The sequence below is a fragment of the Micromonospora sp. WMMB235 genome, from assembly GCF_001855515.1.
In the GTDB taxonomy this organism is placed as follows: Bacteria; Actinomycetota; Actinomycetes; order Mycobacteriales; family Micromonosporaceae; genus Micromonospora; species Micromonospora aurantiaca.
In genome coordinates, this window is sequence record NZ_MDRX01000001.1 from 5,295,347 (window position 1) to 5,313,340 (window position 17,994).

22 protein-coding genes and 1 pseudogene are annotated in these 17,994 nt (G+C 71.6%); 6 read left to right on the forward strand and 17 right to left on the reverse strand.

Going from position 1 to position 17,994, the window contains the following annotated elements:
- Positions 1-36: 36 nt before the first annotated feature.
- From BFV98_RS23480 to BFV98_RS23490, 3 genes are read right to left on the reverse strand one after another with little or no spacing between them, the layout of a single operon-like run.
- The gene (locus BFV98_RS23480; protein WP_071097815.1) at positions 37-1,857 is read right to left on the reverse strand and encodes an ABC transporter ATP-binding protein; all 1,821 of its coding nucleotides are present in this window, start codon (positions 1,855-1,857) and stop codon (positions 37-39) included.
- A gap of 37 nt (positions 1,858-1,894) precedes the next feature.
- A complete protein-coding gene (locus BFV98_RS23485; protein WP_013288485.1) occupies positions 1,895-2,407 on the reverse strand; it encodes a methylated-DNA--[protein]-cysteine S-methyltransferase in 513 nt (170 codons plus the stop codon).
- Entirely contained in the window at positions 2,404-3,855 is a 1,452-nt protein-coding gene (locus BFV98_RS23490; protein ID WP_071097816.1) for a DNA-3-methyladenine glycosylase 2 family protein, read from the reverse strand. Before BFV98_RS23490 ends, BFV98_RS23485 begins: the two co-directional genes overlap by 4 nt.
- Before the next feature lie 242 nt (positions 3,856-4,097).
- On the opposite strand from BFV98_RS23490, the gene BFV98_RS32780 reads away from it, so the two are divergent.
- Positions 4,098-4,562 carry a hypothetical protein gene (locus BFV98_RS32780; RefSeq protein WP_225319535.1) on the forward strand — a complete coding sequence of 155 codons (465 nt, stop codon included), beginning with the start codon at positions 4,098-4,100 and terminating at the stop codon, positions 4,560-4,562.
- 176 nt (positions 4,563-4,738) lie between these two features.
- On the opposite strand, the pseudogene BFV98_RS23495 reads toward BFV98_RS32780, so the two are convergent.
- Positions 4,739-5,695: pseudogene (locus BFV98_RS23495) on the reverse strand (EamA family transporter); the annotation flags it as partial.
- On the opposite strand from BFV98_RS23495, the gene BFV98_RS23500 reads away from it, so the two are divergent.
- From BFV98_RS23500 to ychF, 3 genes are read left to right on the forward strand one after another with little or no spacing between them, the layout of a single operon-like run.
- Positions 5,604-6,116: a MarR family winged helix-turn-helix transcriptional regulator gene (locus tag BFV98_RS23500; protein ID WP_030269457.1), complete on the forward strand. Its 513-nt coding sequence runs from the start codon at positions 5,604-5,606 to the stop codon at positions 6,114-6,116. The pseudogene BFV98_RS23495 and the gene BFV98_RS23500 sit on opposite strands and share 92 nt — an antisense overlap.
- 30 nt (positions 6,117-6,146) lie before the next feature.
- The gene (locus BFV98_RS23505) at positions 6,147-6,893 is read left to right on the forward strand and encodes a peptidase E (RefSeq protein ID WP_071097820.1); all 747 of its coding nucleotides are present in this window, start codon (positions 6,147-6,149) and stop codon (positions 6,891-6,893) included.
- Between the two features lie 58 nt (positions 6,894-6,951).
- Positions 6,952-8,037 (forward strand): redox-regulated ATPase YchF, encoded by a 1,086-nt coding sequence (ychF, locus tag BFV98_RS23510; protein ID WP_013288480.1) that lies wholly within the window; start codon positions 6,952-6,954, stop codon positions 8,035-8,037.
- Between the two features lie 20 nt (positions 8,038-8,057).
- Here ychF and BFV98_RS23515 read toward each other — a convergent pair whose 3' ends face one another.
- From BFV98_RS23515 to BFV98_RS23575, 13 genes are all read right to left on the reverse strand, one after another.
- Entirely contained in the window at positions 8,058-9,164 is a 1,107-nt protein-coding gene (locus tag BFV98_RS23515; RefSeq protein ID WP_013288479.1) for a site-specific integrase, read from the reverse strand.
- Position 9,165: 1 nt separating this feature from the next.
- Positions 9,166-9,354, reverse strand: coding sequence for an AlpA family transcriptional regulator (locus BFV98_RS23520; RefSeq protein ID WP_013288478.1), 189 nt, complete (start codon positions 9,352-9,354; stop codon positions 9,166-9,168).
- A gap of 23 nt (positions 9,355-9,377) precedes the next feature.
- Positions 9,378-11,162 (reverse strand): replication initiator, encoded by a 1,785-nt coding sequence (locus BFV98_RS23525; RefSeq protein WP_071097822.1) that lies wholly within the window; start codon positions 11,160-11,162, stop codon positions 9,378-9,380.
- Entirely contained in the window at positions 11,162-11,425 is a 264-nt protein-coding gene (locus tag BFV98_RS23530; RefSeq protein WP_013288476.1) for a hypothetical protein, read from the reverse strand. The genes BFV98_RS23525 and BFV98_RS23530 overlap by 1 nt, the downstream gene beginning before the upstream one ends.
- On the reverse strand, positions 11,422-12,159 hold the full coding sequence (locus tag BFV98_RS23535) for a hypothetical protein (protein ID WP_013288475.1): 738 nt from the start codon (positions 12,157-12,159) through the stop codon (positions 11,422-11,424). Before BFV98_RS23535 ends, BFV98_RS23530 begins: the two co-directional genes overlap by 4 nt.
- The gene (locus BFV98_RS23540; RefSeq protein ID WP_013288474.1) at positions 12,146-12,442 is read right to left on the reverse strand and encodes a hypothetical protein; all 297 of its coding nucleotides are present in this window, start codon (positions 12,440-12,442) and stop codon (positions 12,146-12,148) included. Before BFV98_RS23540 ends, BFV98_RS23535 begins: the two co-directional genes overlap by 14 nt.
- Positions 12,439-12,789, reverse strand: coding sequence for an RRQRL motif-containing zinc-binding protein (locus BFV98_RS23545; RefSeq protein ID WP_013288473.1), 351 nt, complete (start codon positions 12,787-12,789; stop codon positions 12,439-12,441). The genes BFV98_RS23540 and BFV98_RS23545 overlap by 4 nt, the downstream gene beginning before the upstream one ends.
- Entirely contained in the window at positions 12,786-13,085 is a 300-nt protein-coding gene (locus BFV98_RS23550) for a hypothetical protein (RefSeq protein WP_013288472.1), read from the reverse strand. The genes BFV98_RS23545 and BFV98_RS23550 overlap by 4 nt, the downstream gene beginning before the upstream one ends.
- Positions 13,085-13,522 carry a hypothetical protein gene (locus tag BFV98_RS23555; protein ID WP_013288471.1) on the reverse strand — a complete coding sequence of 146 codons (438 nt, stop codon included), beginning with the start codon at positions 13,520-13,522 and terminating at the stop codon, positions 13,085-13,087. The genes BFV98_RS23550 and BFV98_RS23555 overlap by 1 nt, the downstream gene beginning before the upstream one ends.
- A gap of 84 nt (positions 13,523-13,606) precedes the next feature.
- Positions 13,607-13,819, reverse strand: coding sequence for a hypothetical protein (locus BFV98_RS23560; protein ID WP_013288470.1), 213 nt, complete (start codon positions 13,817-13,819; stop codon positions 13,607-13,609).
- On the reverse strand, positions 13,816-14,688 hold the full coding sequence (locus BFV98_RS23565) for an FtsK/SpoIIIE domain-containing protein (protein ID WP_013288469.1): 873 nt from the start codon (positions 14,686-14,688) through the stop codon (positions 13,816-13,818). The genes BFV98_RS23560 and BFV98_RS23565 overlap by 4 nt, the downstream gene beginning before the upstream one ends.
- A gap of 86 nt (positions 14,689-14,774) precedes the next feature.
- Complete coding sequence (locus tag BFV98_RS23570; protein ID WP_041799117.1) at positions 14,775-15,668, reverse strand: hypothetical protein; 894 nt, start codon at positions 15,666-15,668, stop codon at positions 14,775-14,777.
- A 294-nt stretch (positions 15,669-15,962) separates the two neighbouring features.
- Complete coding sequence (locus tag BFV98_RS23575; protein WP_041799353.1) at positions 15,963-16,280, reverse strand: hypothetical protein; 318 nt, start codon at positions 16,278-16,280, stop codon at positions 15,963-15,965.
- Between the two features lie 154 nt (positions 16,281-16,434).
- Between BFV98_RS23575 and BFV98_RS23580 the strand changes: the two genes are divergently transcribed.
- Positions 16,435-17,226 carry a GntR family transcriptional regulator gene (locus BFV98_RS23580; RefSeq protein ID WP_013288466.1) on the forward strand — a complete coding sequence of 264 codons (792 nt, stop codon included), beginning with the start codon at positions 16,435-16,437 and terminating at the stop codon, positions 17,224-17,226.
- Positions 17,223-17,972 (forward strand): glycosyltransferase, encoded by a 750-nt coding sequence (locus tag BFV98_RS23585; protein ID WP_244879679.1) that lies wholly within the window; start codon positions 17,223-17,225, stop codon positions 17,970-17,972. The genes BFV98_RS23580 and BFV98_RS23585 overlap by 4 nt, the downstream gene beginning before the upstream one ends.
- Positions 17,973-17,994 lie beyond the last annotated feature (22 nt).

Consider the following 17,994-nt stretch of genomic DNA (forward strand, 5'->3'; position numbering starts at 1 on the left):
CGTCGCGGGGCCGGGGCACCCGCGGCGCGCGGCCGGTCACGAGCGCACCAGGCCGACGCCGTCGCTCCGGCGCTCCGGCTCGGCGGACAGCACCGCCCGGTAGGCGGGTACGCGGGCCAGCAGCTCCGAGTGGGTGCCGACGGCGACGATCCGGCCGTCGTCGAGCAACGCCACCCGGTCCGCCAGTGCCACGGTCGAGGGGCGGTGCGCCACCAGCAGGGTCGTGGTGGCGGTGTCCCGCAGCACGCGGCGCAGGGCCGCCTCGACGAGCGCCTCGGTGTGCACGTCGAGTGCGGAGAGCGGGTCGTCGAGCACCAGCACCGCGGGCCGGCCGAGCACCGCACGCGCCAGCGCGAGACGCTGCCGCTGCCCGCCGGACAGCGACAGCCCTTGCTCACCGACCCGGGTCGAAAGCCCCCAGGGCAGCTCGTACGCGAACTCCGCCTGGGCCAGCGTCAGCGCGGCCCGGACCTCGTCCTCGCTCGCGTCCGGGCGGCCCAGTGTGAGGTTCTCCCAGACCGACATGGAGAACAGCGTCGGCTCCTCGAACGCGACGGCGACCAGCCGCCGTAACGACTCCAGCCGCAGGTCACGCACGTCGTACCCGTCGAGCGTGATCCGGCCGCGGGTGACCTCGTGCAGCCGGGGGACGAGCGACAGCAGCGTGCTCTTGCCGCAGCCGGTGGCGCCGACGAGCGCCATCGTCTCGCCCGGCTCCACTGTCAGGTCCAGATCGCGCAGCACCGGCGCGGACGTGCCGGGGTAGCGGAAGCCGACCCCCTCGAAGCGGAGCCGGCCGCGCACCTCGCCCCGGTCGAGCGGCCGGGCGTGCGGTGCGTCCACGATGGTCGGCGGCGTGTCCAGGACCTCCTGGATCCGGTCGGCGGCGGTCGCGGCCTCCTGGCCGTTGGCGATGATCCAGCCCAGCGACTGCACCGGCCAGATCAGCATGAGCTGGAGACTGACGAACGCGACCAGCTCCCCGATGGACAGCACGCCGTCGGCGACCGCCGCGGCGCCGGCCACCAGGACCGCGCCGAGGGTCAGGTTGGGCACCAGGTCGAACAACGCGGAGGTACGGGCCAGCAGCCGGGCCTTGCCGATCCCGGTGTCGTGCAGCCGGCGCGCGCCGACGGCGAACCGGGCCGCCAGTTCCGGCCCACGCCCGTACGCCCGCATGGTGCGCAACCCCAGCGCGGTCTCCTCGACCAGCGTGGCGACGTCGCCCTGCTGGTCCTGCATGCGCCGGGACGCCGCGTGGTAGTGGCGCGCGAAGCGGCGGCTGATCAGGAACAGCGGTACGGCGCTCGCCGCGACCAGCAGCCCCAGCCACTGGTGCAGCCGGATCAGCAGCGCCACCACCGCCGCGTAGGTGACCAGGTTGAGGACCAGGAACAGCAGCCCGAAGGAGAGGAACCGCCGGATCACCGAGAGGTCGCTGGTGATCCGGGACAACAACTGGCCGGACTGCCAGCGGTCGTGAAAGCCGGCCGGAAGCCGTTGCAGGTGGGCGTAGATGTCGGCGCGGATGGCGGCCTCCATGCCCACCGAGGACGACGACTGCGTCCAGCGGCGGATGAAGATGAGGACCGCCTCGGCCACGCCGAGCAGCAGCGCGAGGGCGCCGAGCCGGAGCAGCCCGGCCTCGTCGTGCCGGGCCACCGGCCCGTCGACCACCCGCTGCACCACGAGCGGAACGGCCAGGCTCGCCGCGGTGGCGGCAAGCGCCGCGACCAGCAGCCAGGCGAACTCCGTCGCGTACGGGCGCAGGTAGGGCCGCAGCCGCCAGAGGTTGCGCAGCGGCTGGGACCGGGCGCCGGTATGCGCCGCGGGGTTGCCGTCGCTGGACGCGGGCACTACCCGACGGTAGCCGCCGGGGGTGACAGTCCGGCTGTCAGCTAGCCGTCACCCGTCCCTCATGCCCGAGAAGCCACTTCTTCACGTCCAGGCCCCAGCGGTATCCGCCGAGCGAGCCGTCGGTGCGCAGCACCCGGTGGCAGGGCACGAACAGCGCGGCGGCGTTGCGCGCGCAGGCCGCCGCGGCGGCCCGGATCGCCGCCGGTCGCCCGGCCAGCGCGGCGAAGCCGGTGTAGGTGACCGGGTCGCCGGGCTTCACGTCGCGCAGCACCTGCCAGGCGTGCGTCAGGAATGCGCCGCCGGTGTGCTGCTCCACCGCTACCGCGTCGATCGCGGTGAGTTCACCGTCCAGGTAGGCCCGCACGGCGGCGGTCACCGGACCGAGGTCGGCCCGTTCCCGCAGCTCGCCGCGCAGGCTCGGGTGGATCAACGGCAGCAGGGCCGCCGGGTCGGCGGTGAAGCCCGCCGCGCGTACCGCCCCGGTCGGGCCGGCGAGCACGCTCAACGGGCCGGCGGGGGTGTCGATGACGGTGCTGTCCACAGTGCTCATGCTGCTCTCCAGAGTCGGATGGTCGCGTACGACCGCCAGGGGCGCCAGCGGTCGGCGTACGCGGACAGGGTCTTCGGGTCGTCGGACAGGCCGAGCGCCGCTGCGCCACGGCGTACGCCCAGGTCGGTGGTGAGCGCGACATCCGGGTCGCCGAGTGCGCGCATGGCCAGGTAGCCGGTGGTCCACGGGCCGATACCGGGCACCGCGGCCAGGAGCCGGACCGCCTCCTCCCGGTCGCCTCCGGGTTCCAGGTCGAGTTCGCCGTCGGCGACCGCGCGGGCCAGCGCACGGAGCGTCTCCCGGCGGGCCGCCGGCATCCGGAACGCCGTGTCCGGCGCCGCGAGCACCTCCGCCGGACCGGGGAACGCCACCAGGCCGTCCGCCGGGTCGTCGGCAGCCGCCCCGCTCGCTGCCCGGGTGGCGGAGAGCAGGCGGGTGAGCGTGGTCCGCGCCGAGGCCAGCGAGACCTGCTGGGTGGCGACGGCGCGGACGGCCAGCTCGAAACCGTCGACCGCGTGCGGCAGCCGGACGCCGGGCTCGGCCGCGACGGCCGGGGCCAGCGCCGGGTCGGCGGCCAGTGTGGCGTCCACCGCTACCGGGTCGGCGTCCAGGTCGAGCAGGCGGCGGCAGCGGGCCACCGCGGGGGCCAGGTCACGCATGTCGGCCAGCCGCAGCGTCGCGTCGATGTGGCCGTCGGCAGGGGCCAGCGCCACCGTGGCGGGACCGTGCGGCAGCCGCAGCCCTCGGTGGTAGGTGCCGTCGCGGACCACCTCGACGCCGGGTAGCGCGCGCAGCGCGAGGAAGTCCAGCAGCGCGCCCGCGTGCAGCGGGGGCCGGTACGCCAGCCTTAGCGAGAGCGTGCCCGCCCCGGTGGTCGCCGCCGGGCCACGTCGGCCGGCCCGCAGCTCGGACGGCGTGCCGCCGTAGACCTCGCGGACCGTGTCGTTGAACTGCCGGACGCTGCCGAACCCGGCGGCGAAGGCCACCTCGGCCAGGCCGAGGCCGGTGGTCTCGATCAGGATCCGGGCGGTCTGCGCGCGCTGGGCCCGGGCCAGCGCCAGCGGGCCGGCGCCCAGCTCGGCCCGGAGCATCCGGTGCAGGTGCCGCTCGGTGTAGCCCAGCCGGGTGGCCAGCCCGGGCACCCCGTCCCGGTCCACCACGCCGTCGGCGATCAGCCGCATGGCGCGACCGACCAGGTCGGCCCGGACGTCCCACTGGGGCGAGCCCGGTGCCGCGTCCGGCCGGCACCGGCGGCACGCCCGCAGCCCGGCCCCCTGCGCGGCGGCGGCGGACGGGAAGAACCGGACGTTCTGCCGCTTCGGCGTCATCGCCGGACAGGACGGCCGGCAGTAGATCCCGGTCGACGTCACGCCGGTGTAGAACCAGCCGTCGAACCGCGGGTCGCGGCTGTCGACGGCTCGGTAGCACCGCTCGAAGTCCAGTTCCATGCCACGATCCTGCCTCGCAGCTCCGACGCTCGGCTGGCGGGATTCAGACATGACGTGCGGCAGTCGCGCCCGCTCGGGGAAGTGGCGGTATCCCGAGCCCCGGGACACCGCCACATCGGCGAGGTGGCGTGGATCATGACCGGCGGACCCGAGAAAGTGTCGTAAGTGGTCGGTAGCGTCCCGCCACCAACTCAAGAAGAGGTGCGGGGCATGGCGAGCGTGGCCGGGCGGGGTGTCCGCTGATGCGATCGGGGCGAGCACCGTTGGACGCCGCGGTGGTGGAGGGCTTCTACGAGCGGATGCGGGTGGTGGCGCCGGCCGCGTACGGCGCGATCGAGCGCGACCGGGCCGGTGACCCCGGTCGCCCCTTCGCGGACACCGCCTGCGGGCGGCTGGCCGGCTCCCTCGACCCGGACGGGCTGCGCGCGCTCGGCATGTGGGCGCACCACTGGTGCATGCGCTTCTACGACGACGACACCCGGGTCGGCCTGCGGCTGGTCCGCGAGATCGCCGCCCGCTCCGGCCTGGGCTGGACCGCCGACGAGGTGCGGTGGCTGCTCGACCGGTCGTACGCGGCCGGTCCCGCGGCCGCGCACCGGTTCACGCTGCCGCTCGCGGCCGCGGCGCAGCTACCGGCCGGTGTGCTGCCCGAGGGCGTCACCGCCGAGGCGTGGCCGGACGACTGGCGTCGGCTGCGGGCCGGCTGACCGCGCCGCCACCGGGCCGCCGTCCCGCCGCCTGCCCGAAGGTCGGCCGGCGTCGTTGTCGGGCTGTCCGCGCCGCCGCCCGGCTGCGGGCGCGGCGATCGACCCGGCATCTGCGCGAGCACCATCGCCGCCACGGCCACCGCGAAACCGGTGAGCTGGACCGGGTCCAGCGCCTCACCGAGCACCACCCAGCCGAGCGCCGCCGCGGTGAGCGGGCTCAGCGCGCCGAGCACCGACACGCGGGACACCGGCAGTCGCGCCGCGCCCCGGAACCACAGCACGTACGCCAGCGCGGTGCCGGCCAGCCCGAGCCACGCGTACCCGAGAAGGGCCGGCTCGTCGGGCACGGGCGGCGCGCCCTCGACGGCGGCGGCGACCGGCACGATCATCAGGCCACCGGCGACGAGCTGCCAGCTCGTCGCGGCGAGGACGCCCGTTCCGGGCGGCCGGCCCCAGCGGCGGGTGAGCACAAGTCCGGCGGCCATCGCCACGGCGCCGGCCAGTCCGGCGGTGACGCCGAGCGGGTCGAGGCCGGCACCTGGGCGCAGCACCACGAGGGCGACGCCGAGCGGGGCGACCGCGGCGGCGACCAGCGCCGGCCGGGTGGGGCGGTCACGGAGCAGCGCGACTGTCAGCACCGCCACCAGCAGTGGCTGCGCGGCGCCGAGGACGGCGGCGGTGCCGCCGGGCAGCCGGTACGCGGCGAGGAACAGCAGCGGGAAGAACACCCCGATGTTCAGCGCGCCGAGCACGGCGGCTCGCCCCCACCAGAGACCGTGTGGTCGTCGGCGGGTCAGGGCGAGCAGCAGCAGACCGGCCGGGAGGGCGCGGATCGCCCCGGCCCAGAGCGGCCGGTCCGGGGGAAGGAGTTCGGCGGTGACCAGGTAGGTGGTCCCCCAGGTGATCGGGGCGGCGGCGGTGAGCGCGACGTCGGTCCAGCGGCGGTTCATGTCGGCCTCTCTCGGCTCTAAGTATCTTAGCACTAAGCTAATCAGCCCCGAGCGAAAAGGGGAAGTGGGACGTGCGGCACAATCGGCAGCCGTGACAGGCGACGAGGTGGACGCGATCGTCGAGCAGTGGCGGCGGGAACGACCAGGTATGCGGCCCGAGCCGATGGCCGTGTTCGGCCGCATCTACCGGCTGGCCCGGCTGGTCGGCGACGGCCAGGAGAAGGTGTACGCGGGCTGGGGCATCGGCCGGGGCGAGTTCGACGTGCTGGCCGCGCTGCGGCGCTCCGGCTCGCCGTACACGCTGGCGCCGAAGGCGCTCGCCGCCTCGCTGATGCTCACCTCCGGCGGCATGACCGGGCGGCTCGATCGCCTCGAACGGGCGGGCCTGGTACGGCGCTCGCCGGACCCGGCCGACCGGCGGGCGCTGCGGGTCACGCTCACCGACACCGGTCGGCGGGTGGTCGAGGAGTCGGCCGAGGCCGGCCTCGCGGTGCAGCGGCGGATCCTCGACGCGCTGCCGCCCGCCGACCAGGACCGGCTGGCCGACCTGCTGCGCGCGTTGCTCGCGGCGGCCGAGACCGGCCCCGCGGATCCGGCACAATGATCGGCGCCGTCACCGCCCGGGAGGACAACAGTGCCCGCCACCGAACCGACGATCGTCGCCACCAGCATGGGTTTCGCCGGCCGTCGCCGCGGCCCGTGGGACGCCCGGCCCAGCGCCCTGTTCGACCTGATGGCCGACCTGGCCGGGGCCGGTGACGCGCCGCGCGTCTGCTACCTCGGCCAGGCCACCGGCGACCAGCCGACCGGCTTCACCGTCTTCTACGGCGCCTTCGCCGGCACCCGGTTCCGCGCCTCCCACCTGGCGCTCTACCCGATGCCGAACGTCGAGGACATCCGCGCGCACCTGCTCGCGCAGGACATCGTCTGGGTCGGCGGCGGCAGCGTGGCGAACCTCTGCGCGGTCTGGCGGGTGCACGGCCTGCCGGAGATCCTGCACGAGTGCTGGCAGGCCGGAGTGGTGCTCGGCGGGGTGTCCGCCGGCTCGATCTGCTGGCACACCGGCGGCGCCACCGACAGCTACGGCCCGACGCTGCGGCCCTTCACCGAAGGGCTGGGCTGGCTGCCGTACGGCAACGGCGTGCACTACGACAGCGAGGAGCAGCGCCGCCCGCTGATGCACCGGCTGGTCGCCGACGGCACGCTGCCCGCGAGCCACTGCACCGACGACGGCGTGGGGCTGATCTACCGGGGCACCCGGCTGGCCGAAGCGGTGGCCGACCGGCCCGGCGTGGCCGCGTACGAGCTGGTGCGCGCCGAGGACGGCACCGTCCGGGAGACCCGGATCGAGCCGCGCCTGCTGTCCGCCGCGCCGCGGTGACCGGCTTCGCGCACCTGCCTGCCCGGCGGTGGCGGCGAGGCGCGTAAGCTGGTTCGTCGTGAGTCTCACCATCGGCATCGTCGGCCTGCCCAACGTGGGCAAGAGCACCCTGTTCAACGCGCTGACCAAGAACGACGTGCTCGCCGCGAACTACCCGTTCGCCACCATCGAGCCGAACGTCGGCGTGGTCGGGCTGCCCGACGAGCGGCTGGCCAAGCTGGCCGAGATCTTCTCCTCGCAGAAGGTGCTGCCGGCGCCGGTCTCGTTCGTCGACATCGCCGGCCTGGTCCGGGGTGCCTCCAAGGGGCAGGGCCGGGGCAACGCGTTCCTCGCCAACATCCGGGACGCCTCGGCGATCTGCCAGGTGGTGCGCGCCTTCTCCGACCCGAACGTGGTGCACGTCGACGGCAAGGTCTCCCCGGCCGACGACATCGAGACGATCAACACCGAGCTGATCCTGGCCGACATCCAGACGCTGGAGAAGGCGCTGCCCCGGCTGGAGAAGGAGGCCAAGCTCCGCAAGGACCGGGCCGCCGCCGTCGAGGCCGCCAAGAAGGCGGTCGAGGTCCTGGACAACGGCGTGACCCTGTACGCGGGCGCCGCCGCCGCGAAGGTCGAGCTGGAACACCTGCGTGAGCTGCATCTGCTCACCACCAAGCCGTTCCTCTACGTCTTCAACGTCGACGAGGCCGAGCTGGGCAACGACGAGTTCCTCGACGAGCTGCGCGGCCTGGTCGCCCCCGCCGAGGCGATCTTCATGGACGCCAAGATCGAGTCCGAGCTGGTGGACCTGCCCGAGGACGAGGCCCGCGAGCTGCTGGAGTCGATCGGGCAGTCCGAGCCCGGCCTGAACCAGCTCGTCCGGGTGGGCTTCCGGACGCTCGGGCTCCAGACGTACCTGACGGCCGGCCCCAAGGAGGCGCGGGCCTGGACCGTCCCGGTCGGCGCGACCGCGCCGGAGGCCGCCGGGGTGATCCACAGCGACTTCCAGCGCGGCTTCATCAAGGCCGAGGTGGTCTCCTACAACGACCTGGTCGAGGCCGGATCGATGGCGGCGGCCAAGGCCGCCGGCAAGGTCCGGATCGAGGGCAAGGAGTACGTCATGCAGGACGGCGACGTGGTGGAGTTCCGCTTCAACGTCTGAATCCGGGCTGTTTTCGCAGGTCAGAGCGTTGGTGTCTCGCCCTGGGGCGCATCGGGGGCACAACCCCACGCCTCATCGACCGCCCGGCGGGTGCGTTCCTCCGAGTCCGGCATCAGGTGACCGTACGTCGATAGGACCAGCGTGGCGTTCTCGTGCCCCAGCCGTTCGGCCACGGTGATGACCGACTCGCCCTGCATCAGCAGGACCGACGCGTAATGGTGGCGTAGGTCATGGGTCGTGATGCTCTCCGGCAGGCCCGCCTTCTGGACAGCCGCGCCGAAGATGATCGAGCCGTAGTAGTCGTGGCGGTAGGGGCCGGCGAAGCGGGTCGTGAACAGCGTGCCGTCATCAGCCGGTGGGAACTGCGCCATGTGCGCCCGGAGAGCGTCAGCGACGACCTGGGGCAGCGGCACGGTCCGGCGCGAGCGCGGAGTCTTGGGGACCGTCCGCACCTTGGACTGCGGCGCGAACTGCCACTCGATCCGCACCAGGCGCGCGGCGAAGTCGACATCTTGCACGCGCAGCGCGAGCAGCTCGCCGAGGCGCAGGCCCAACCCGGCCTGGGTGAGGACCATGGCGCGGTTGCGGGCGGGGATCGCGTCGGCGAGCTTGCGTACCTGGTCGACGGTGAGCGGCACGACGCGTTCCCGGTGGGCTGACGGCAGGCTGACCCGGACCACGGGCGAGCGGCCGACGAGCCTGTCCAGCACGGCCGCCGCGTAGACCGAGCGGAGCAGCCCGACAAGGTTGCGCAGGGTCGACGGCGACAGCACCTTGCCACGGTCGGCCGCCCATGCCTGCACCTCGGAGGGCACGACGGCCGCCAGGCGACGGGAGCCGAGCGGAGTCGCAGCAATATGCGTCTCGATCAGGCTGGAGACACGCCGGGCGGTTGTTGGACGGTGAGCGCGGCCGGCAGCCCAGCGCCGGGCGTACTCGACCACGGTCGTCTTGTCGGACGGGTCGACGTACTGGCCGCGCACGATGTCGGCTTCGACCTGGGCGAGGAAGCGATCGGCGTCGACCTTGCGCGTGAAGGAGCGCTTGCGCTGGCGGTGGGCGTCGTCGCGCCACCGGGCCAGGTAGGTAACCTTGCCGTCGCGTATCCGCTTCTCCACGCTGCCCATGTCAGGCCGCCTGTCCCGAGAGCCAGGAGCGCACGTCGGCCGGGTCGTAGCGCAGGTGTCGGCCGACCTTGAACGCCCGTGGCCCGGTGCGGCGGTACCGCCACTGGTACAGCGTGCCGACGGGCACCCGCAGGAACGCCGACACCTCCTCGATCGACCACAGTTCGGTCGCTGCTTCACGGGTTGCCAATGCTGTCTCCTCCTTGTCGTCAGCTATGCGGCCGACGCGATACCGGCCGGGGTGGTGCCGAGTTCGTGGGCGAGTTCTTCGCGGCCGGTGGCGTGTCGCTCGCGGGCGAGGGCGGCGGCGGTGTTGGCGAGGAGCGCGTCTCCGGTGGTGTGCCAGCCGACTCCGGCGAAGGTGAGGGTGCCGACGATGAGCGTGGTGTCTTCGTCGACCTGCTCGACGGGTGGTCCGGCGGCGGTGGCCGAGTGTTCGTGGTTCTGGTGTTCGTGGCGCCGGAAGGTGACGCGGGTGTCGCGCAGGAGCCGGAAGGTGACGGAGTAGCGGCGGGCTTTCGTGAGGAAGTGGCCGCCGAAGCCGAGCATGTGCGCCCATCGGCGCAGCCGGGCGTACGGGTTGGCTGTCGCCGTTTTCGTCGGTTCGGTGTCAAGGGCGGCTTGACGCGCAGCCGTGCAGGTGGGGCAGGCGGCGTAGCGGGTGTGGGTGCCGCAGTCGGGGCATTCCCAGCGCTGGACGAAGCCGGGCCGTGGCCGGGGTTCCCGGGACCGCTCGGAGAGTGGGGCCGGGGTGTGGATTGGTCGGCCGATGCGCCAGCAGGCGTCGATGAGGCGGGCGGTGTGGTCGCCGTCGGGGTCGGCGTAGTCCCCGATCGTGTCGGCGGTCAGGCGGGTGGAGGTGTGCCCGGTGGCCTCGGTGCTTTTGGTGGCGTACTTGGCAAGGTAGCCCGCGACCATGCCATCGGTGACCTCCCCCGAGCCGTCGGTGGCGATCGGTTCCAGGTCGACCTGGTCGCCCCAGGCGATGGGCCAGCCCTCGGGCCGGTCGGGGTGGGGCGGGGTGTGGAAGGCGATCTGCCGGGCGGCGTGGCGCAGCGCGTCGACGAGGTCGTCGACGGTGAACCCGGCCGGCGGGGGCACGACGTTGTCGGGGTCCTGGCCGTCGACGCCGTCGAGGCGGGCGATGGCGTGGAAGTGCACCGCTCCCCGCGCTTGCAGTTCAGCGACCTTCCCGGGCGACAGCCGCACCGGAGCGACCTTCCGGGTGTTGCCGGAGGCGGTCGAGATCTCGACGCGGGGGACGCCGCGGCGTTGGGCGAGTTTCGCCAGCCAGCGTTCGGCGGCTTGTTTGGTGCGGTGCCAGAGTTCGCCGGAGAAGATGTTCCAGACGACCTGGTGGTCGTGGTCGTAGCAGTCCAGACACAGCGGATGCCCGAGCGCGGCGTCACCCTGCTCGTGCCTAGCCCAGCAGACGGCGGGTCGGCCGTGGGGGCAGAGGCCGGTGTCGCGGCGGGCGTGGCAGGGTTCGGCGCGGCAGTCGCAGCGGCGGCGGTTGCGGCAGGTGTGCCGCTTGACCTTTCGGGCGTGGACGGTGCCGAACGACGGCGCGGTGAACGTGGCGAACACCGCCGGATGCTGCGCGACTGATTCGGGGACGCCTTTGCCGCCGACCAGGCCCGCGCGCAGGAGTTGGAAGGCGTCGCGTTGGTAGGTCTGCGCGCAGGTAGGGCAGACGGTGGCGCGGCGGTTGCCGCATGCCTTGTAGATGGCAGCATCGGGCATGGCGTCGGTGTGCCGGGAGTCGAGGACGCGGCCGGTGCCGGGTTCGACGGTGAGGAGCTGCCCGGCGAGGCGGATGGGTCGGGTGCAGCCGGCGGCGGCGCGGACGTGGTCGAGCCAGCCGAAGTAGTCGGGTCGGGTGGCGCGCTGGAAGGCGGAACCGGCGGCGGTGTAGGTGTAGACGGGGGTGGTGGTGTCGGCGTTCGAGCCCACCCCCCGGGCCGAGGCTCGGGGGGTGAGGTCCAGCGTCGACGCCATCAGGCGGCCACCTCGGGCCGGTTGGTGATGGAGTGCTGGGTGACGATGGTCCGGCAGGCTCCGCACTGGCGGGCGGCCGGTTCGTGCCGGTGGCAGGGAATGGTGGCGGTCGTCTGGCCGCAGCGGATGGTGACCGGGGTCCGGCAGGGGCCGCCGGGGATGACGTGGATGACGGTGCGTCGGGTGTCGTAGGGGTGCGGCTCGTCCGGGTAGGCGGGGCAGGTGTGGGTGACCTGCTCGATGTCGACGACGTGGATGGTCATCGGGCACCACCAGTGACGGGGGTGCCGTTGACGGCGGTGGTGTGGCCGCTGAGGGTGTGCAGCAGTTCCCGGGCGATGTCGGGGGTGATGGTGAGCAGTCCGGCGAGTTCGTCGATGGTGATGGGGCGGCCGGTGCTCTGTTCGTGGCGGCCGATGACGAAGCGGGCGGTGGGGATGAGGTGCGCGGGCACCTCGGGTCGGGTGATCGGCACCGGGTTGACGGGTGCCTCGACGACGGCCGGGGCGGCTGGCGGGATGTCGACGGTCGGCGGCTCCTCGATGAGCTGGGCGACGTCGTCGGTGGCGTCGATGGGGTCGGTGGTGGTTGTGACGGGGGCGAGGACGAGTTTGACCAGGGCCATGAATGCCAGGGCGGGGACGGCGGACAGGAGCCAGCCGGAGGGGCCGACTTGGCCGACGGCGACGCCGAGCTGTGCGGCGAGGGAGAAGCCTGCGAAGGCGATCAGGAGGACCAGCGGGTAGCCGATCGGGCCGCCGTGGCGCTTACGACGCCGGATGACGAGCAGGCAGGCCACGGGGACGAGTTCGGAGATGACGGCGTTGGCCCAGCCGAACCAGCCGGAAGTGCCTTCCGGGCTGTTGGCCATGGTCCAGTCGTGGACGTGGGTGAAGGAAGCCGCCCCAGCGGCGAGGCCGACGAAGATGACGATGAGGACCAGGACGCCGCCTTCCAGGCGGGCGGGCCAGGCAGCGGGCGGGTTAGTGGTGGGCATGGGGGGTCACCTCCGGTGCCGGGATGCTGTCGAGGGGGATGAGGTCGACCACGCCGGAGCAGTGGGCGCACATGATCGGGGCCAGGCCCTGGGCGGCGAGTTGGTTGCGGAAGCAGGGCAGGCAGGTGAAGTCGGCGGGGAAGAGGCCGTCGCCTTCGCAGAGGGCGCAGCGGCCGAGGCAGACGGGGCAGGGCGTGTAGACCGGGCCGAGGATGTCGTGGACGCCAGCGGGCGAGTTGCCCTCGATGCACCACAGGCACGGGTCGGACAGGTTGAAGGTCATCGGTCGCCTCCGTGGCAGTCGAGGCAGCAGCCGTAACGGCGGGGGATGTAGTAGGGCTTGGTCTGGCCGCAGTGGCGGCAGGTGCGGCGAGCCCGCAGGGCTTTGGCGATAGCGGCCCGCTGGGCCGGGGTCGCGACCCGTTTGGGGGCGGCGAGGTCGAGGCGGTAGAGGTACGCAACGCGCTTACCGCGACGCCACAGGATCTGCGCGACCGCGTGATGTCCGCCCGGGCGGAGTCCGGCGGCGCGGAGCTGGCGGCGGGTGGCCAGGCCGTCGGGGGCGAGCCGGTAGGGGTAGGTGGGGAATTCGTCGGCGGGGTTGGCCGGGTCGTAGGTGTAGGTGGTCATGACTGGCCTCCCCAGCGCTGCTGGGCGGCTTGCTTGGAGATGCCGAGGCGCTGGCCGATTTCGGCCCAGGAGTAGCCGAAGGCCCGCAGGCCGACGACGGCTTCGCCGATGGCGTCGTCGAGGTTGGCCGACAGTGCGACGAGGTCGCGGAGGGCTTCCACGTCACCGGCGGCGACGCGGCGGCCGTGGGCGCGGATGATGCGGCGGGCGAACGCGGCGAACGCGTTGTTCTCGACGACTTCACGCCGCTTGCGGCGGGAGGGGGTGCGCGTCAAGGACGCCTTGACGGTGAACATCAGTTCTCGCCTCCCTGGTTGTGGAGGCGGTCCCACTCGTCGGCAGCCGCGTCGAGGGCGGTGATGACCTGCTCGGCGGTGCGGGCGGGGTCGTCGTTCCAGGAGTAGGGGGAGGTGTGCTCGTCGAGCAGGTAGCCGTCTTCGTCGATGTGGAAGACCGGGGCGTGGTCGTCGAGGTAGTCGACGAACGCGGCCATGGCCGCGAGGTAGTCGGCGAGCGCGCTCGGGTCGAGCTGGGAGAAGTGCTCGACGCGGTGTCCGGCGGTGGCGATGCCGATGGCCCCGGCGGCGCAGGCCGGCGGGGTGGGGGTGTCGGTGGTGGGGGCGTAGTAGGTGCCCTGGTGCCAGCCGTGCCGGCGCAGGTAGAGGGCAGCGCAGCGGAGCAGGTCAGCGGGTGTGACCTGGACTCCGGTGGCAGGGTTTTGGGTAGCCTTCATGGCAGCCACGTCCTTTCGGGGCTGTTGGTGGAGGTCGGCAGGACCAGCACTGCTGCCAGGCGATGTCCTGGTCCTGTCGGCCGCTTATCGGGTGGTGCGCAGCCGCAAGTAGCGGCGTTGGCGGGTGTCGTCGCCGCCCATCGGGCGCGGGGCGGACAGGTAGACGAGTCGGCCGCTGGCCGAGGCGACCTGGACCATGGCGGCGATGTCCTCGGGACGGCCGACGATCCACAGTTCCGTGTACTGCGCGGCCCGCTGGCTGTTGGCCTTGGCGTAGGTGCGTTCCCGGGTGGTCATGCCGCCACCCCGAAGTCGACGCGGGTGAGGTCCGGAACCTGGTCCGGTAACCGGCGTGGCCGGCGGATCCAGGCGGCGTAGTCGGCGATGCCCGCGATCTGGGCATCGGTCAGGTAGGCGACCTTGATGCGGCGCGGGACGCCGCCTTCGGCGATGAGGTAGGCCGCGCCCTGGTTGGTGGGGGCGATGTCGGTGGCCGTGTAGCCCTGCTCGGCCCAGCCGTGGCCGAGGACGATGTTCGAGCTGTTTGGGGTGGTGCAGCGGAACGCGGCCCGGTAGCCGAACAGGTCCCGCAGCGAGGTGGGGATGATGTCGAACGACGGCCGCTGCGTCGCGGCCACGACCGGGATACCGGCGGCACGGCCCCGGGCGACCAGGTCACGCAGGAGGGCGACGAACTCTTCCTGCTCCTGCTTGCTGCCGACGGTGGCGGAGTAGAAGGCGATCTCGTCGACCAGGACGGTGATGACCGACAGGCCGTCGTCGGCGGTCACCTTGCGGCGCCCGTGGGCGCGCAGCCAGGCGTAGCGGTTGTTCATCACCAGTTGCAGCCGCTTGAGGACGGTCAGGGCCTCGGTGATGTCCGGGCCGATGAAGGCATCAGCGGAGTCTTCCCACTGGCCCAGCTCGACGAGCTTGCCGTCGAGTAGCACGAGCCGGGAGTCGACACTGAGCGCGGCGTGGGCCGCGATGCAGTTGAGCAGCCCGGACTTACCGCCGCCGGGCTCACCACCGGCGAGAAGGTTGCGGTAGGCGAGGGTGATGTAGACGGGCTGGCCGAACTCGTCGATCCCGATGAAGATCGGGTCGAACATCGACAGGCCAGGACCCACCGGCACCGCAGCAGCGGGGGCGGGAATCGCGGTCATCGGTGCCCTCCTTGGGCGGTTGGTGGACGCGAGGAACCACACGAACGAGCCCGCAGGGCTCCTCGCGTCCCAGGTGAAATTGAAGGTCAGATCCAGTCGGAAACGTCGTCCTCGGGCGTCGAGGACGAAGCCGCGGGCTTGCTGCCGTTGGCCGTCGTGGTGGGGGCCGGTTTCTTGCCGGCGGGTTTGCCCTGTGCCGGGAGGGTGATCGTCGGGACGTCGACGTCCGGCAGGTCCAGGGCGGTCGGCACCGTCAGCGGTGCCTGCTCGACCGTCGGGGCGTCCGGGTCGATCACGTCGACCAGCGGCGAACCCACAGTGGCGGTCAGCACCTCACGGTGCTTGATGTCGAACCGCAGATACGCGGCGGTCCGCTCCGAGGCGCGCTCGATGAGCACGGTGGAGGCGTGACAGGTCACGGCGATCTTGTCGAGGCGGCCTTCCAGGTCTTTGGCCGACAGGCCCGGGCGCAGGTACACCCAGACCCGCTCACCGACCGGCGTGGGACGAGCCCACAGGATCAGCGGCAGCGAACCGGACTGGTTGGCGATGATGAACTGCGAGAAGCACACCCGCAGCCGATGCCTCACCACGAGACACCACGCCCAGGCGATCACCTGGCGGCGGCAGACCGGCACGGCGGCCGGGACACCGACGAGCAGGGTGACCACGAGCAGCGTCACCACGGCCGGGGTGTGGTTGGCGAGCTGCACCCAGAAGGTGAGCACGGCGACCGCGAGCACGATCTCGATCGCCCACCACCACAGCAGCCGCAGCACCGGCCAGATCCGGACCAGCACCCACGCGATCCCACCGACCGGCACGCCGACGAGCGCGCCGAGGAACAGGGCCAGGATCGGGTGCATGTAGGACGCGGCCACCACAGCCGACAGAAGACCGACGATGACCGCCGACAGGACGAACGCGAGCCGGGCGTTACGGGCTGAGGAACGGTGAACCCTGGCCTCAATGACCGTCACCGTTCCGGTTGACTTCCCGCCGAAGGAACGGCGAGGGCTAGACTTGGACACGACGAGTCCTCCCAAGTGCCAGTTGGGATCGGATGAGTTGACGGCACCGGGGTCGGCAGATGTAGGAGTCAGTACCGACCCCGGGCCAATTTCCTTCTTGCCGCCACCTGTCGTGACGACCGGACCGGGAACGTAGGAGTCAGGAACACTCCCGGAACCGCATGGGGTTGGATCAGCGGACCATCAGGCCGCTTCGCAAGCCACGGACACCTGTGGCTCACACAGCACGACGTGCGAAGTGACCTACTTGGCCGGAGAACCAGTCTTCGGCTTCAGGGACACCGCCCGGAACGCGACGCCGTTACGCCCGTTGGTCGCCCACGGAATGGCCTCCAACTGCTCGACCGCGAGGAAGTCGCCCACCTTCACGTTCGGCTTCTCACCCGCCGTGGTGATGGTGATGACCTCGCCGCCCGTCTCGTCGAGCACGAAGACCTGCGTGGACCACATGGGCCGGCCCGTGTTCTTCTCGGACTTCTGGTTGCCGTTCTGGTCGTTCTTCGGCTCCGGGTCCTTCGACGCCGTCACCTGCTTGCTCGTGGTGTCCACGTACAGCTTCAAGGCCGTCTCCTGTCTGTTGGGGCACCGCTCGTCGGCGCACTCCACCGTCATCATGTCTTCATGAAGACGTGCAGACAACGTACGGCCGGTCGTCCGGTCGCGTCAAGACTTCATGAAGACCTAAACTGGATCCAGGCGTGAAGGAGTGTGAAGAATGGCCAAGTGGGAGCGAATCGCCGCAGAGTGGCGCGAAAAGATTCATTCAGGTGAGGTCACGCCTGGAACGAAGCTGCCGAACGAGCAGCAGATGAAAGCCGACTATGAAGTGAGCTTGCCCGTCGTCCGACAGGCGCTCGACACGCTTGAAGCAGAAGGTCTGGTCGATCGACGTCACGGCCGAGGAACCTTCGTCCGCGCCCCCCGACAGCGAGTACGGCGATCCCCCGAGCGGTATCAGTGGGAGAAGGATCGAGCCCGGCTGCCCGAGTCTCAGCGACGCCGCACAGGCGCAACCGAGCGGGACACCGGACTGACCATGCAAGACCTTGACTTCTCGGCTGAGTACCGGACGGTTCCGGCGAGCGCTGAACTGGCTCGGATCTTCGGAGTTCCGGTCGGCGCAAAGATGCTTGAGCGCGTCTACCGAACTAGTTCCCGCAAGGAGCGGGTGCCGCTCAGCCTGAACACGTCCTACATGGTCTATGACGTGGTAGCCGAGAACCCGGCGCTGCTCGACGACAACAACGAGCCGTGGCCGGGCGGTACTCAGAACCAGCTATTCACCATCGGAATTGAGCTAGACCGGATCGTTGACGAGATCACGGCCCGGCCGCCCTCGGCAGACGAAGCCGAAGCCTTGAAGCTGCCCCCAGGCGTCTCAGTGCTCGTTCTTCGCAAGGTCTCCGTGGACACCAAGGACTGCGTCGTGGAGGTCTCGAACGTCGTACTCCCTGGCGACCGGACCGAGTTCGTTTACACAACGAAGCTTGCGCGGTGGTCCGAGTGAAGATCTCCCTGATCACGCCAGTCCACGCCCCGAGCATTCCCTATCTGGCAGACGCCTACGAATCACTCCGCTCGCAAGAGTTGCCGGATGGGTGGGCGTGGGAATGGTTGGTCCAGGAGGACGGACGGACCGGCAAAGTTGCTGCCGCCCTTCCCGATGACCCACGCATTCTCAGCGGAACAGGGAAGCCTGGTGGTCCAGGGACCGCCCGCAACATGGCTATGGCACGCAGCGGCGGAGATCTGCTGCGAGTCCTGGACGCAGACGACCAGCTCGCTCCCGGCGCCCTTGCGCGTGAGATCGACGTACTCAGCAAGCGGCCCGACGTCGGCTGGACGACGTGCAGTGTGCTCGACCTAATGCCCGACGGATCAACGGTTGGCTGGCAACACGCCGACCCACCGGGCGGCATCCTGCACCAGGGCGAGGTACTGAACTACTTCCGCCGTAAGGGATACCGGCTTCCGGTCCACCCAGCCACGCTGTGTATCCGGCGAGAACTCGCCCTCGCCCTTGGCGGCTGGATGGCACTGCCGGGTGGGGAAGACACTGGGCTGTTGATCGCCGCGTCAGTCGTGACCGACGGCTACTTCATCGCGGAGCCAGGGCTGTTATACCGGAAGCACCCGGACCAGATCACGGCCCAGAGCGACTGGAGCGCGAACGAAGAGTGGCAGCTCCGCATGCAGCTCATCGAGTCACGAGCCACCGCCTTGCAATCGTCGTTCCCCGGTACTCGCACCTAACCCGCAAGCCGCTCTGCCGTCA

Bases quoted from the DNA above. Each gene is read 5' to 3' on its own strand.
- BFV98_RS23560 (WP_013288470.1), bottom strand. From the start codon at position 13,819: ATGACCACCCGGGAACGCACCTACGCCAAGGCCAACAGCCAGCGGGCC.
- BFV98_RS23530 (WP_013288476.1), bottom strand. From the start codon at position 11,425: ATGACCATCCACGTCGTCGACATCGAGCAGGTCACCCACACCTGCCCC.
- BFV98_RS23490 (WP_071097816.1), bottom strand. From the start codon at position 3,855: ATGGAACTGGACTTCGAGCGGTGCTACCGAGCCGTCGACAGCCGCGAC.
- BFV98_RS23580 (WP_013288466.1), top strand. From the start codon at position 16,435: ATGGCCAAGTGGGAGCGAATCGCCGCAGAGTGGCGCGAAAAGATTCAT.
- BFV98_RS32780 (WP_225319535.1), top strand. From the start codon at position 4,098: ATGCGATCGGGGCGAGCACCGTTGGACGCCGCGGTGGTGGAGGGCTTC.
- BFV98_RS23515 (WP_013288479.1), bottom strand. From the start codon at position 9,164: ATGGGCAGCGTGGAGAAGCGGATACGCGACGGCAAGGTTACCTACCTG.
- BFV98_RS23545 (WP_013288473.1), bottom strand. From the start codon at position 12,789: ATGACCACCTACACCTACGACCCGGCCAACCCCGCCGACGAATTCCCC.
- BFV98_RS23550 (WP_013288472.1), bottom strand. From the start codon at position 13,085: ATGTTCACCGTCAAGGCGTCCTTGACGCGCACCCCCTCCCGCCGCAAG.
- BFV98_RS23535 (WP_013288475.1), bottom strand. From the start codon at position 12,159: ATGCCCACCACTAACCCGCCCGCTGCCTGGCCCGCCCGCCTGGAAGGC.
- BFV98_RS23525 (WP_071097822.1), bottom strand. From the start codon at position 11,162: ATGGCGTCGACGCTGGACCTCACCCCCCGAGCCTCGGCCCGGGGGGTG.
- BFV98_RS23565 (WP_013288469.1), bottom strand. From the start codon at position 14,688: ATGACCGCGATTCCCGCCCCCGCTGCTGCGGTGCCGGTGGGTCCTGGC.
- BFV98_RS23485 (WP_013288485.1), bottom strand. From the start codon at position 2,407: ATGAGCACTGTGGACAGCACCGTCATCGACACCCCCGCCGGCCCGTTG.
- BFV98_RS23540 (WP_013288474.1), bottom strand. From the start codon at position 12,442: ATGACCTTCAACCTGTCCGACCCGTGCCTGTGGTGCATCGAGGGCAAC.
- BFV98_RS23555 (WP_013288471.1), bottom strand. From the start codon at position 13,522: ATGAAGGCTACCCAAAACCCTGCCACCGGAGTCCAGGTCACACCCGCT.